At 55.7% G+C, this 14,004-nt stretch carries 15 protein-coding genes; 4 read left to right on the forward strand and 11 right to left on the reverse strand.

Going from position 1 to position 14,004, the window contains the following annotated elements; translation table 11 throughout:
* Positions 1-43 precede the first annotated feature (43 nt).
* The gene (locus tag ACR0M9_RS13170) at positions 44-622 is read right to left on the reverse strand and encodes a thioredoxin family protein (protein ID WP_480488024.1); all 579 of its coding nucleotides are present in this window, start codon (positions 620-622) and stop codon (positions 44-46) included.
* Between the two features lie 14 nt (positions 623-636).
* Entirely contained in the window at positions 637-1,377 is a 741-nt protein-coding gene (locus ACR0M9_RS13175; RefSeq protein WP_267366182.1) for a cytochrome c biogenesis CcdA family protein, read from the reverse strand.
* A gap of 80 nt (positions 1,378-1,457) precedes the next feature.
* Here ACR0M9_RS13175 and ACR0M9_RS13180 point away from each other — a divergent pair, with 80 nt between their 5' ends.
* The 3 genes from ACR0M9_RS13180 to ACR0M9_RS13190 are packed head-to-tail and all read left to right on the forward strand — an operon-like array spanning position 1,458 to position 3,345.
* Positions 1,458-1,832 carry a hypothetical protein gene (locus ACR0M9_RS13180; protein ID WP_480488022.1) on the forward strand — a complete coding sequence of 125 codons (375 nt, stop codon included), beginning with the start codon at positions 1,458-1,460 and terminating at the stop codon, positions 1,830-1,832.
* Between the two features lie 52 nt (positions 1,833-1,884).
* Entirely contained in the window at positions 1,885-2,241 is a 357-nt protein-coding gene (locus ACR0M9_RS13185; protein ID WP_480483447.1) for a metalloregulator ArsR/SmtB family transcription factor, read from the forward strand.
* A 42-nt stretch (positions 2,242-2,283) separates the two neighbouring features.
* A complete protein-coding gene (locus ACR0M9_RS13190) occupies positions 2,284-3,345 on the forward strand; it encodes a YeeE/YedE family protein (protein ID WP_209507496.1) in 1,062 nt (353 codons plus the stop codon).
* Between the two features lie 92 nt (positions 3,346-3,437).
* On the opposite strand, the gene ACR0M9_RS13195 is transcribed toward ACR0M9_RS13190, so the two are convergent.
* The 6 genes from ACR0M9_RS13195 to ACR0M9_RS13220 all read right to left on the reverse strand — a co-directional run bounded on the left by ACR0M9_RS13195 (position 3,438) and on the right by ACR0M9_RS13220 (position 9,608).
* Complete coding sequence (locus tag ACR0M9_RS13195; RefSeq protein ID WP_480773816.1) at positions 3,438-5,243, reverse strand: ABC transporter ATP-binding protein; 1,806 nt, start codon at positions 5,241-5,243, stop codon at positions 3,438-3,440.
* A 1-nt stretch (position 5,244) separates the two neighbouring features.
* Positions 5,245-6,174: an ABC transporter permease subunit gene (locus ACR0M9_RS13200; RefSeq protein ID WP_209507494.1), complete on the reverse strand. Its 930-nt coding sequence runs from the start codon at positions 6,172-6,174 to the stop codon at positions 5,245-5,247.
* Positions 6,175-6,184: 10 nt separating this feature from the next.
* Complete coding sequence (oppB, locus tag ACR0M9_RS13205; protein WP_209507493.1) at positions 6,185-7,108, reverse strand: oligopeptide ABC transporter permease OppB; 924 nt, start codon at positions 7,106-7,108, stop codon at positions 6,185-6,187.
* 66 nt (positions 7,109-7,174) lie between these two features.
* The gene (locus ACR0M9_RS13210) at positions 7,175-8,803 is read right to left on the reverse strand and encodes a peptide ABC transporter substrate-binding protein (protein ID WP_480773817.1); all 1,629 of its coding nucleotides are present in this window, start codon (positions 8,801-8,803) and stop codon (positions 7,175-7,177) included.
* 239 nt (positions 8,804-9,042) lie between these two features.
* Positions 9,043-9,345, reverse strand: coding sequence for a hypothetical protein (locus ACR0M9_RS13215; RefSeq protein ID WP_480773818.1), 303 nt, complete (start codon positions 9,343-9,345; stop codon positions 9,043-9,045).
* A 14-nt stretch (positions 9,346-9,359) separates the two neighbouring features.
* Positions 9,360-9,608 (reverse strand): hypothetical protein, encoded by a 249-nt coding sequence (locus tag ACR0M9_RS13220; protein WP_480773819.1) that lies wholly within the window; start codon positions 9,606-9,608, stop codon positions 9,360-9,362.
* Between the two features lie 74 nt (positions 9,609-9,682).
* Here ACR0M9_RS13220 and ACR0M9_RS13225 point away from each other — a divergent pair, with 74 nt between their 5' ends.
* Entirely contained in the window at positions 9,683-9,853 is a 171-nt protein-coding gene (locus ACR0M9_RS13225; protein WP_480773820.1) for a hypothetical protein, read from the forward strand.
* 195 nt (positions 9,854-10,048) lie between these two features.
* Here ACR0M9_RS13225 and ACR0M9_RS13230 read toward each other — a convergent pair whose 3' ends face one another.
* Genes ACR0M9_RS13230 through ACR0M9_RS13240 form a run of 3 tightly spaced genes read right to left on the reverse strand, consistent with a single transcriptional unit; the run spans position 10,049 to position 13,998 of the window.
* A complete protein-coding gene (locus ACR0M9_RS13230; RefSeq protein WP_480773821.1) occupies positions 10,049-11,560 on the reverse strand; it encodes a class I adenylate-forming enzyme family protein in 1,512 nt (503 codons plus the stop codon).
* Positions 11,557-12,978 (reverse strand): acylating sulfoacetaldehyde dehydrogenase, encoded by a 1,422-nt coding sequence (gene sauS / locus ACR0M9_RS13235; RefSeq protein ID WP_480773822.1) that lies wholly within the window; start codon positions 12,976-12,978, stop codon positions 11,557-11,559. Before sauS ends, ACR0M9_RS13230 begins: the two co-directional genes overlap by 4 nt.
* A gap of 60 nt (positions 12,979-13,038) precedes the next feature.
* A complete protein-coding gene (locus tag ACR0M9_RS13240) occupies positions 13,039-13,998 on the reverse strand; it encodes a Bug family tripartite tricarboxylate transporter substrate binding protein (RefSeq protein WP_480488016.1) in 960 nt (319 codons plus the stop codon).
* Positions 13,999-14,004: the final 6 nt, after the last annotated feature.

A 14,004-nucleotide genomic window follows, 5' to 3' on the forward strand; every position in this document is an offset into this window, starting at 1 on the left:
TTAAATTCATCTTAATGAATTTTTTTATTTATACTGCACCGCGTCAATCTTGCGAAACATTGTTTCGTTCTTGAATGCGGCGCGCATGATACCGTTGAAAATCTTCCCCATTATCAAGCTCGTACCGTTCTTCATTGACCCAGGTAAAAAGATCGAGGGTCGTTCCCTTGGAGAACGCCCCGGGCATGACCGCAACGGCCGCCTCGATTGCTGTGGCATCCTCTGATACGTCCTCCGGCAGGAAAACCAAAGTAGGGGTGAACAGAATCCCCCATTTGCGCATCAGTGATCTTTGCTCGGCTTCTTCTCCGTCAAAATCGATGGCCATCGTACTTCCGTGTAAGTCCAGCTGAACGACAAAGAAGTTTTCCTCGATATACGCAGACAGGTCGGGTTGGGGGAAAACCTCTTCATGCATCTTTTTGCAGTAGATGCAGCCCTGTTGTTCAATGAACAGAACCAGCCGCTTGCCTTCCCCCGTCGCCTCTTCAAGGTCTTCACGAAGGTCTTTGAACGTGTCCCGCATCCACGGCGTTTTATGCAGACCGTCATCCCCCAGTTCAGCCGCGGAAACCGCCCCAGCAAACAGCCCTGCAATCAAGAACAATACTATCCGTTTCATGGTGTTCTCCCGAATTAGCCAATGGCCGCCAGCCAAGGCATGTGATCCAGCATCCATTGTGCGATTAGATTTATGGAATTGGTCGCGATCAGGATGCCAAAAAGAATCAGTAAGACACCCATCGCCTTTTCAATCATTCCCAGATGTTTCCGGAAACGTGCCATCCATTGCATGAAGGGCCGAACCAGAAAGGCTGCCAGAACAAACGGCGCTGTCATGCCAACCCCATAGACGAACAAAAGCACGGCGCCACGCCAGGCGGTCTCGGTTCCGGCCGCCGTGAACAGGATCGCCGCCAGAACCGGCCCGACGCAAGGCGTCCAGCCAAAGGCAAAAGCCAGCCCCAGAACATATGCCCCGATCACGCTTACATTTGTCGTCTCGCCGATATCTGCACGAAACTGTCGATACAGGAACCCGATGCGGAAAAGACCCAGAAAATGCAGGCCCATCGCGATGATGATGAGCGCAGCGATCCATCGCAGAATGTCGAAATACGCGCGAACCAGCTGACCAAAGATCGACGCCGTGGCCCCAAGCGCCATGAAGACCGTGATGATCCCTGCAGCAAAAGCAATCGCTGACAGGGTCGCCCGACGGCGAACATCCGGGGTGATCGTCGAACCGGCCGAAATCTGCTCCATCCCGACGCCTGCAAGATAGCTGAGGTAGAACGGGACAATGGGCAGAATGCAGGGGGACAGGAACGACAAAAGCCCCGCGATCAGAGCCCCTGCAAACGTGATGTCGAGCATGGTCAAATCCGTCCAGACAGGTTACTATTCACACATTCAAAATAATAAAGGTGTACCACCCAGGTCAATCGGAGCTTTTGATGCGTCACGTAATACATACATTGCTCGTCATCACATTGCTGATCTGGCCTGCTACGTTGCGGGCCGAAATGGTGTTGCTGATGGCCGAAGAAGACGGGTGTATGTGGTGCGCCCGCTGGGACGCCGAAATTTCCGAGATCTACCCGCTGACAACGGAAGGAAAAGCTGCCCCACTGCAACGAACGGACATCCACGCAACCACGCCCGAAGGGATTACTCTGGACCGGCCGCTTTTTTATACGCCGACCTTTGTATTGCTGGAGGACGGTCACGAAATCGGCCGGATCGAGGGTTATCCTGGCGAAGACTTTTTCTGGGGGCTATTGGGTGTTTTACTACGTGACGCCGGAGTTAAGATCGAGAGCTCTGGTTAAATCCTCGGGATTTACATATACTGTTTTGAATACGTGAAGCCACGAAAGCGAGATGATCGTGTTGGACAAACCGTCGAAACTGCCCGTGTTCACCAAGGACATGTGCAACGAGGACTTGGATAGGATGATGGATAACGCCCAGACGGCGTCCAATTTCCTCAAGGCGATCAGCCATGAGGGGCGGCTGATGATTCTGTGCTATTTGTCATCAGGGGAAAAATCCGTCACGCAGATGGAGGAAATGTTGTCGGCCAGACAGGCTGCCGTTTCCCAGCAATTGTCCCGCTTGCGCTTTGAAGGGCTGGTCAAGACACGACGCGAAGGCAAAACGATCTACTACAGATTGGCGGACGACCGGTCGACTCAGATTCTGGAAGTCGTCTACAATCTTTTCTGTCGGGACAAATAGAAGCCCGCGAGAAACACCGCCAGCTTTGGGAGGAGACTGGCCATGTTCGAACTTCTGGGAGACGCCAATACAGTTGCGCTGATCGGTCTGGTTGGCGGCATTGTACTTGGTCTTGCCGCGCGCATTGGGCGGTTCTGCACCTTGGGTGCGATTGAAGATTATCTTTATGCAAATGACGACCGGCGCCTGCGTATGTGGGCCGTTGCGATTGGTGTTGCGATTGTCGGCAGCCATTTGGGGATGGCGTTGGGTGGGATTGACCCGCTCGGCACGACCTATATTGCGCAGACATGGAATCCGATCGGATCGGTTATTGGCGGATTGATGTTTGGATATGGCATGGCCATCAGCGGAAACTGCGGCTATGGCGCGCTTGCACGCCTTGGCGGCGGCGACCTTCGGTCATTCGTCATCGTCCTGATCGTGGGCCTTTCCGCATATGTGGTCATGTCCGGTCCTCTGGCCTATGTCAGGATCTGGCTTTTTCCCGAAGCCATGGATCTCGGTAATCCACAAAGCGTCAGCTACCTAGCCGAACGGCTGACGTCGATACCGGCATGGGTTACAGGAACGCTTGTCGGCTCTGCCATAGTAGTGTTTGCCCTGACAAATGACCGTTTTCGTAAATCACCTGCGCAGGTTTTTTGGGGTGCGGCGGTCGGATTGGCAGTCGTTTCAGGCTGGCTTGGCACCAATTGGGTAGCCACACACGGGTTTGACGGTGAGACCTTGCAAACACACACGTTTGCCGCGCCTTTGGGTGATACAGTGTTCTATCTCATGACCGCCTCAGGCAACACGCTCTCGTTTGCGGTCGGTTCGGTTTCAGGGGTTCTGATTGGGGCTTTCCTCGGATCATGGTCAAAAGGTCATTTCCGCTGGGAAGCCTGCGAAGATCCACGTGAGCTTAAGCGGCAGATGCTGGGAGCGGCAATAATGGGACCCGGAGCAATAATTGCGGTTGGATGCAGCGTCGGGCAAGGCATCTCCGCTTTTTCTCTGCTGGCCTATAGCGCGCCTATAACCTTTGCGGCGATCTTTGCCGGAGCAGCTCTTGGCCTGCGACAGCTTGTGTCAGGATTGTCTTTCATTCCCGAGCGTTAAGCCCCACCACACGCTACGGTTTCTTCGTACAGTCCCTGCGCAGGTTTTCGGCGCATGCTTCAAGCACCGAAAACCTGCAGCAGACCCTTCTCTCAGCCATTGGCCATGATGGAATCCAGTGTGTCGTGTTCCGCTACAAAATGGTCTGGTGCGACTTCCTGCAGCTTTGGAACATAATCACTGTGACCGTTAACCAGTCGGCTGGGCAAAAAACGCAACGCGGCTTTGGGGTCCAGCGGCGATGGCAGTTCACCCGGCAGTTTGAGGCGCTGCCGCGTCCGCTCTACATCCGGGTCTGGTATCGGCACGGCCGAGATCAGTGATTTGGTATAGGGATGGATCGGTTCCGAACAGATCACCTCACCATCACCCATTTCCACAATTCGCCCGAGATACAGGACCATGATCCGGTTCGATACCGCGCGCACCACGGACAAGTCATGGCTGATGAAAATCATCGACAGGCCAAATTCCTGCTGAAGTTCCTTTAGCAGCTCGACAATCTGGGCCTGAATGGAAACGTCGAGCGCTGAAACCGCCTCGTCGCAGATAATCAGCCTGGGCTTGTTGATCATCGCCCGCGCAATGCCGACGCGCTGGTTCTGCCCTCCGGACAGCTCATGCGGGTAACGGTTGATCATGTTGGCCTGCAGACCAACCCGTTCCATCATCGCGGCGACCATCTGCTTGCGTTCCCGGTCGGTCAGATCGGGGCGGTAGGTTTTCAGCGGCTCAGCAATCGACGCTGAAATCGTCATGCGTGGATCAAGACTGGCCAACGGGTCTTGGAACACGATCTGCAGGTCCTTGCGGTACTTGTTCAGCTCGGATCGCTTCAAGCCGACGATCGGATGGCCTAACCAGCTGACACCCCCCGCGCTGGGTTCGATCAGTTGCAAAACCGCGCGCGCCAGTGTCGATTTTCCGCAACCGGATTCGCCCACGACACCCAGAGTTTCGCCCTTGCGAATATCAAAGCTGACACCATCGACAGCTTTCAGCGGAACCTTGCGCCCGAACAACCCGCCAGAGACATGAATGGGGAAATGAACTTTGACGTCATCAACCTTGAGAAGGGGTTCTTCCGCCTTTTCCAAAGCGCGGGGCGCGTCGCCGGCATCAATCCGGGGCATCGCCTCCAGCAGGGCCCGCGTGTATTCGTGTTGCGGATTTCGGAACAGCGCGCGTGTTTCGCCGGCTTCGACGAATTGGCCCATGCGCATGACCTGAACCCGGTCGCACATGCGCGCAACAACGCCCATGTCATGCGTGATCAGTGCAATCGCGGTTCCCTCATCCTTTTGCAGGTGAACCATCAGATCGAGGATGTCTGCCTGAACAGTGACATCCAGCGCCGTCGTCGGCTCGTCCGCAATAAGCAGTTTGGGACTGCACAGCATCGACATCGCAATCATCACACGCTGTCGCATTCCGCCGGATAATTCGTGCGGGTACTGGTCCAGACGGCGGCCCGCTTCGGGAATGCGCACCCTGTCCAACCACTCCAGACAGCGTGCGCGCGCGGCTGACCCCTTCAGGCCCTCGTGGACCTGCAGCACTTCGCGCATCTGCTGCCCAATCTTCAGATGTGGCGTCAAAGCGGTCAGAGGATCCTGAAAGATCATGCCGACATCATCGCCGCGGATCTGGTTCAGCTTGTTCACCGGCAGGTTCAAAATCTCCTGACCGTTCAGCTTGGCTGACCCGCTGGCATGTCCGGCAGGGGGCAGCAAACCCATTGCGGCCATGAAGGTCTGACTTTTGCCGGATCCACTTTCACCGACGATGCCAAGGCATTCGCCCGGATTGATATCAAAACTGATGTCTTTGACCGCCTCGACGACACCATCGGGGGTGTCAAACCGGACGCTCAGGTTCTTTACGGAAAACAGACTCATATCAGCGGTCCTTCGGGTCCAAAGCGTCACGCAGACCATCGCCGATGAAGAACATCGTGATGATAATGGCGACATAGAATGTCAGTGGGAACATCAATTGCCACAGCGTTCCATAGCCCATGGTTCCCGCCCCTTCTGCGATCAGCCTTCCCAGCGACGTGTAAGGTTCGGAGATCCCCAGTCCCAGGAATGAGATGAAGCTTTCGGTCAGGATCATCTCGGGCACCAGAAGCGACGCATAGACGATCACGACACCCAGCAGATTGGGCAGGATATGGCGATACATGATCGTGAATTCACTGACGCCTGCGGCGCGAGCAGCCTCGATGAATTCGCGGTTCTTCAGGGCAAGCGTCTGCCCGCGCACAATGCGTGACATGGTCAGCCATCCAACCGCGCCCAGTGCGATGAAAAGCGTGAAGAAGGATCGCCCGGCAACAACCAGCAGAAGGATGATGATCAGAGTTGTCGGGATAGCCAGAAGGATGTCGACAAAACGCATCATCGCGCCATCCGTCCGCCCGCCAAAATACCCGGCAGTAATGCCGTAACACGTACCAACGATCAAAGCGGTCGCCGCCCCGATCAACCCCACAAGCAGGGACGTCGTGGTTGCCTGAATGACGCGGCTGTACAAATCGCGCCCCAAATCATCGACACCGAAATAGTGACCCGTTTCCATCGACGGCATTCCCATGCCCCGGACATCGCCCATGACATTCCAGTCGATCTCTTCATTGCTCCAGACCGCAAAATACGGTCCTATGATCGTGAACAGCACGATAAGCAGCAGAATGAACACGCTGGCCATTGCCGCTTTGTTTCGTACAAAACGCATTCGCGCATCCTGCCAGAGCGAACGCCCCTGAACGGCTGTATAATCGGTGATTTCTTCGGCCAGATGCGCGGCTTTTTGTGATTTTCCTAGCATATCCAGCCCCTCAGTAGCGGATCTTCGGATCGAACCAGGCATAGGCCAGATCGGTCAGCAGGTTTACCAGAACGGTCAGAACGCCATAGAGGATCGTAACCCCAAGCAGCACGGCATAGTCGCGTGATAAGGCCGAGCCGACATAAGCCTGCCCCAGACCACCGGTCGAGAAATAGATGTCAACAAAGACGGATCCGGTCAGCACATAGACAAACACCGGTCCCAGATAAGATACGACCGGCAGCAAGGTCGGCTTCATCGCATGACGCCAGATCACGGTTCTAGTCGGCAGGCCCTTGGCACGGGCGGTTCTGATGAAGTTCGAATTCAGAACCTCCAGCATTGAAGACCGGGTGATCCGTGCAATCGATCCCATGTAAGATGTCGCAAGGGCGATAACCGGCATGATCAGATAGGGCCACTGACCACCATTCCACCCGCCGCCGGGCAACCATCCCAGCCACAGGGTGAATGTCAGGATCAGGATCGGACCCATGATGAAGTTGGGCAGCGCCTGCGCTGCAATCCCCAGCCCAACCGCAAAGTAGTCGATCCAGCTGTTGTGCCGGATTGCGGCGGCAATCCCCAGTCCGATGCCCACCACAGTAGCGACCAGAAAGGACAGCGACCCATAGGTCAGCGAGATCGGAAAGCCCTGCGCGATGATGTCGTTCACATCGCGGTCCTTGAACTTGAAAGACGGGCCAAAGTCGAAATGCACAACGATATTGTACAGATAATCCCAGAGTTGCTTCCACAACGGCTGGTCCAGGCCGTACCGCGCCTCGATATTGGCCAGAACCTGCGGCGGCAATGTCCGTTCCGAGGTAAAGGGCCCACCGGGCGCATAGTGCATCAAGAAGAAACAGGCGACGATCAGCAGCAGAATCGTCGGTATGGCGGTCAGGACCCGCCGAATGACATAGGCAAGCATTCAATGCCCCCAATAGATGGCGCTGCCCCGAAGAAAACTTCGGGGCAGGTCATGGTCAGAAGATGATTACTCGGCGATTTTGTAGAGGTTCTTGGAGTACCAGTTTTGCTCTACGTTTTTGACCGGCCAGTTTCCGACATCGCTATCCATCATGTAGACACCAGCATAGTGATAGATCGGGATAACGGGGGTTTCCTGAGCGATAATACGCTCGACCTCGGTGTACAGCGGTGCCGGATCGTCCGAAGTTTTGGCTTCGGCCAGCAACTCGTCCACGCGGGCATTGTTATACTTGCCGTCGTTGTAGCCCGAATCCGACTGCAACAGGTCAAGGAAGGTTGAGGCTTCGTTATAGTCACCACACCACGCGCCGCGGGCCAGATCAAAGTTCTGGTTGCCCCGCTCTTCCAGGAAGACTTTCCATTCCATGTTGGCCAGTTCAACATTGGCGCCCAGTTTTTGCTTCCACATCTGGCTCAGCGCGACGGCAACTTTCTTGTGGGCTTCCGAAGTGTTGTAGACCATCGAGAAGGTCAGAGGGTTATCCGCGCCGAAGCCGGCCTCGGCCAGCAGTTCCTTGGCCAGTTCATCGCGCTCAGCCTGGCTCATCGATGCCATTTCAACGACCGGGACAGTAAAACCTGCGGTTGCTTCTGGCACGAATGTATACGCGGGCGGCTCGCCACCGGCCTTGATATTCTTGGTAATGATGTCCCGGTCAACGGCTAGCGACAGGGCCTGACGAACTTTGGGATCCTTGAATTCTTCAGGGCCGCTGTCCGACACGTTAAACGTGTAGTAGTAGTTGCACAGGCGCGGGAAGCTGATAGCCTCGCCCGGATGCTCTTCCTGCAGACGCGGGAATTGACCGGCGGGAACTTCGGTCCGGTCCAGTTCACCGGCCAGATAGCGGGTCAGGGCTACGTTTTCGTCATTGATGACCAGTGCCACAACCTTGTCGATGATGGTGTTGTCATTGTCCCAGTACATCTCGTTGCGCTCACGTACCGAACGTTCCTGCGGCAGGTGCTCGGTCAAAACATACGCGCCATTCGACACGATGTTTCCGGGCTTGGTCCATTCATCGCCAAATTCCGCGATCACCTTCTGAGGTGCCGGGAAGGTCGTCGAATGCGTTGTCATCTGCGGGAAATACGGCAGCGGCGCGCTCAGCGTGACTTCCAGGGTCGTGTCATCGATGGCTTTGACACCCAGATCATCAACCGGCTTTTCGCCTGCGATGATCGCTGATGCGTTTTCGATCGACATCAGCTCCATGAACCACGCGTAAGGAGAGGACAGCGCCGGATCAACAGCGCGTTTCCATGCGAAAACGAAATCTCCGGCGGTTACCGGGTCGCCATTCGACCATTTAGCATCGCCGCGCAGTGTGAAGGTATAGACTTTCTTGCTGTCATCGACGGTGTAACCTGTGGCAACGCCCGGAACCAGATTGCCATCCTCATCCTGGTTCATCAGCCCTTCAAACAGGTCGCGTACAATTTCAGCACCGGAAACGTCTTCGACAACCTGCGGATCGACCGAGCTGTGCTCGTCCAGAATGCGGTAGGTAAAGGTTTGATCGTCCGCCAGCGCTTCGCCGGTTTCAGGATGCGTGCCAGCGGCAAACGCGGCACCTGTGATCATGGTCGACGACAAAAGCCCCGCCATTGAGTTCCGAATGTATCTGTTCATGATTTCTCTCCCATATGTTCGTCGCCGCGCGGCCCCACTTGATCGGGGTCGCACGCAGCAGCCGGATTAGACCGACGCCCGCTGGGACTTCGTTCATTTCGATTTTGGTTTTGCCAATTCGCAAGGAACACTGCGTCGCAGCTTTCTTGGTTTCTGTCGGTAAAGAAGTTGCGAAAGTTGTCTTTCACTGCGTTGAACCGTGACATCTTTTGGCTCTGGGATAAAGCCTTGATGAAATTTTAGGCAACCACAAGCAGAAATATCTCCAACGACCTATCGCTGGCAATTTTCTGAGGATCAGCTCGGTCTTCGTGACATTTTCGTGAAGCCACGCGAAATCCGAACAATCCTTCGTGCCCGAATGGCGACTGCATTCTGGCCTCGGACAAACCAAAAAATACGCGAATCAGTGACGTCATTTCAGCAAGCCTGTGGTCCATTACATGTATCACACGGTTCAGAATACCACGGGTCAGATCACTGAGCTTTGTCAGGCTCTGTTGCACAGAGTTGAGCGCGCCGAGTAGTTCGGGTGATCGCATGGGCCTTTCCGTCGTCATGCAGCTTCGGCGATTGCAGTGGCATGACCGGCATGACCCCGAATATCCAGCACCTCTCCAAACGCATTGCAGAACATATCGAAGAACCTTCTAACGAAGACCACCGAGCTATTATCGCACAAGCGGGCCGCTTTGGCGGCTGGTCGTTTTATGTTGAAAATGGCGTTCCAGCCTATGCCTACAACTGGTTGGGGATCGAGATATTTACCGTTTCGGCGTCCGAACCTGTGACCGAAGGTACTCATGAAATCGTCCTCGATTTCGATTATGACGGTGGAAGCCCTGGCAAAGGTGGGACGGCACCCTCTTTGTTGACGAGATGCAGGTGGCACAGGGCAGGACCGACCAGACGCAGGCCATCATCTTTTCGGCGGACGATACAGCAGACGTTGGCTTCGACCTTTCCACACCGATGGCCAAAGCGAACGGCACCGAAGCAGCTTTGCGTTTTACCTGCAAGGTAATCTCGGTGACGGTGGCGGTTGAGTAAGATCGCTCTGAAAGAGGAGAGGCGTTCAGGCACCTGCCACAACGGGTGCCTAGAACCGTTGATGGAAACACGCTTATCATGACGATTGAAAGGCTTTCGGCACTGCTGAAGCTGGCGTCGGTAATTGCCTTTGTGGCTATTCCCGCTTTTGTTTTGGCATTTATTTTTCAGGTAGAGTCGGACCGGCATTGCCATCTACATCTTCAAGTCGCTCGCCTCCTCGCTAACGATTTGTAGGATCCTGTTTCTCTGGATCTTTCCCGACGGGCCCTTTGGAAGATCAATCAGAATGTGAACTTTGTCAGGAGACTTGAAACGGCCTAGCTGGGACTCACAGATCTTTGACAAAGCTTGCGGCGTCAATTCAGAACCTTCTCGAATTTTTACCGCTGCCTCGACGGTTTCACCGTAGCTTTTGCAAGGGCGGGCAAAGGCCGCAGCTTCAACAACGTCGGGGTGTGAATAAAGTGCCTCGTCAATCTCACGAGGGGCTATATTCTCCCCTCCCTTAATGATCAGTTCTTTCAATCGACCGGTCACATAAACATACCCGTCCTGATCCATGCGGGCGAGATCTCCGGTCAGCAACCAGCCATCCGAAGTAAATGTGCCCGCAGTAGCATCCGGGTCATTGAGGTACTCCAGCATCACATTCGGACCGCGTATGACCAACTCACCTTCTGTTCCGGTAGGTACAGGCCGAAATTCCGCGTCCAGAATTGCAACCTCATTTCCATATGCAATGCCGGGTGAACCAATCTTCCGAACGCCGGGGGGCAGCGGGTTTGACAGAATCTGAGCGGCAGTTTCCGTCAAGCCCATGGTTTCCACGATTGGGATTTCGAAACGATCCTCAAAGCCACGCTGCACGTCCGGCGCCAAGGCTGACGACGCAGAGCGCCCGAAACGCACGCGTTGCCGGGTTTGCGCATCCGGACTAGTCTCAGAGTGCAGCAGATGCGAGATAATGGTCGGAACGACCGAGAACCACGTTGCCTCGGCCTTTCCAAGATTGTCCCAGAATTTGCTGGAAGAAAATCGTTCGCACATGGCCAACGATCCGCCTGAGACCAGTGTTCCCATCACCGTCACGCAGAGCCCGTTAATATGATAGATCGGCAAGACGCAAAACCCGCGATCAGCCTCGGACAATTCATGGGCAATTTTGGTCGTCCAACCCCCTGCCAACAGGCTGGAATGTGTGTGGACCACCCCCTTGGGGCGACCGGTTGTTCCGGATGTATACATCAACAAAGCGTGGCTATGAGGCGAGAGGCTATGCAGGTTGCTGCCGGACTCAACGGCATCTGCCACCTTCAACTGTTTGATTCTCGCAGGATTGGCCGTTCGCCTGAACAGGTCCGTTTGATCGGAATGTACAAATCCATAGCACGCGCCGCTGTGTTCCAGCGCATAGGCAACGGCGCTGTCACCCGCGACAAGATTGATCATCGTGGCCCGAAATCCGCCATAGAGAACGCCAAAAAGGACCTCAAGCGCTTCCCGGCAATTGGGGTAGAGGATGGCGACGCTTTCTCCCTTCGCCACACCCCGTTCGGTCAACATGCTTGCGATGCGGCGAGCTGAGTCACGCAATTCACCCCAATTCAGGTCCCGCGCCCCGTCCGGGAAAACGAACCCGGTTCCCCCGCGGCTTGCCCGACGGTCAAGCCAGTCCCGGACGGTTCCCTTGGGTGGTTCGATCATTGCCCCGCCTCCGACCAATAGCCGCCAAATATCGCTTCCAATTCGGGCTCGCGCGGCGGCGTTTCACGGATGATCTTTGTCGTTTGTACGAAATGCCGCCAATGCAGATTGGTGTCGATGGAATTGCCTCCCCAACTGCCGCAGCCCATTGACAGCGAAAAGGGCATGCAGTTGGTGAAGCTGCCACCAGTGGCAAAGGTATGCGCCTGGTTTACAATGACCCGGCAGGTGGGCAGGTCACGACCCAACCCAACCGCGCGCGCGTCGTCGCTGGTATGGATTCCGACAGAATGCCCCGCGCCCTGGTGTTCCAGAATACGAGCCGCGATTACCTTGGCTTCTTCAAAATTTGCCGCTCGATAAAGCGCCAGAACCCGGCTGAGCTTTTCCCCCGACAAAGGATGATCCGGGCCAATTCCGTCAGTTTCCACGGCTAGGAACTTGGTCCCTTCGGGGACCTTATCCGCCATATCCAGTGCTTCAAGCATCTTGCCAGCGTCCTGCGCGATTACAGATCGGTTGAGATGCCCATCGGGCCACAGCCGTGCGATGATGTTTCCAGCCTCGGAAGATGGTACCAAGGCACCGCCTTCAACGGCGATCGCGGCGACAAAGGCGTCATAGACCGCATCTACAACAACCAGCGCATTTTCAGACGAGCAGGACGTCGCGTTGTCGAAGCATTTCGATGCCGTGATCCTGAAAGCAGCTGCGGCCAGATCTGCGGTTTCGTCCACAATCACCGTCACATTGCCCGCACCAACCGCCACTGCTGGCGTTCCACAGGATTGTGCGCGTTGGACGTTGTTCTGACTGCCGGTACAGATCACGCGATCTACGGCTTCCATCAACCTTTGTGTCTTGGCCTTGGATCCGGGCGCAGGGATCATCTGGACCAGATCGCGATCGAGGCCGAGCTTGTCAAACTCTGAATGGATAAAAGCGATCAGCATCTCGCAGGAAGCGACTCCTTTGGGGGATGGTGCCACCACGATGGAGTTGCCTCCTTTGAGCGCATTGATGATATTGTTCGCCGGCGTCGCAGCGGGGTTGGTCGATGGAACCACAGCACCGATTACACCGATTGGGCGTGCAATCTCGGTCATGCCGGTTGCTGGATTGTCGCTAATGATGCCGTGGGTTTTCACGTCAGCGATATCGCGCAACAAGCCCAGAGTCTTGCGGTGGTTCTTTGTAATCTTGTCCGGAACATTACCCAGACCGGTGGTCGCAACAGCGATTTCGGCCAGTGCCCGATTGCGTGTTGGCTCCATGATTGCCCATCCCGCCGCCAGCGCCGCCTTGTCGTACAGCGCCTGACTGCCGCTTTCTTCAAAGGTCGCTTGGGCCTTGCGCGCATGCGCTACTATGCGATTAACTTCGTCGATCTGGGGGGAAACCCCTTCCTGAGCGTTCATCTCGGTCCTCGATTGTTTGATCGGGGCGGACCCACTCCGCCCCGTAGGGAGTTGACTGGTTCAGAGCCCAGCCAACAATTCGTTCAGTGTTTGCTGACGTTTCTCCCACATCTTGATCACTTCATCGCGTGTCATGATGTGCATGGGCGATCCGCCAGCTTCCATCTTTTTCACCACACGATCGTTGGCGAACATCTCGGGAACCGTTTCCGCAAGTTTCTCGATCACCTCGGGCGGCGTTCCCTTGGGCACCATCACGCCCCGGAAATTGACCGACGAGTTGTCGACATCAAGCCCCTGTTCCATCATAGTCGGCACGTCGGGCAGGAACGCGTTTCGCTCAAGATCTGCGACACCCAGGATTTTGACGTTGCCCGCCTCTTTTGCGCGGAACGCATCCGACAGGTTGTTTATACCACCCATGACTTCGCCAGCAATTACCGCTTTCATGGCCGCTGCGCCGCCACCTTTGGTCGGGATATAGGCCATCGTTGTTCCTGCAGCCTTGTCGATTTGAAGAGCCGCAATGTGGTGACCAACAAAAAGCCCAGCCCCGGACACGGTAAGCTTGCCGGGGTTTTCCTTGGCATATGCGACAACACCTTCCATCGAGTTGAACGGGCTGTCCGCACCAACCACGAAGACAGCCGGGTCAGCACCCCAGTTGGCGATGGGCTCAAAGCTGTCGACCGAATACTCGACCCCACCCTTAATCGATTGGGCGATGAAATGTGGAACATTGTAGGCAGCAAGCGTGTAGCCATCGGCGTCGGCCTGGGTTGCGAACCAGTTCCAACCCACACGCCCTCCGGCGCCGGGTTTGTTTATGATGGCGATTGGCATTCCCAGCGCGTCTTCATTCCCGGATGTCATGGTGACAATCCGCGCCTGAAAGTCGGTTGCGCCACCAGCGCCGTAACTGACCATCATCATGATTGGGCGTTCGGGATACTCCTCGGCAACCGCCGCGCCCGTCAGGCTCGTGAGGGCCAGTGCTGCCCCTGTAATCAACCGTTTCATTTGCGT

Source organism: Ruegeria sp. CH2, from assembly GCF_056537065.1.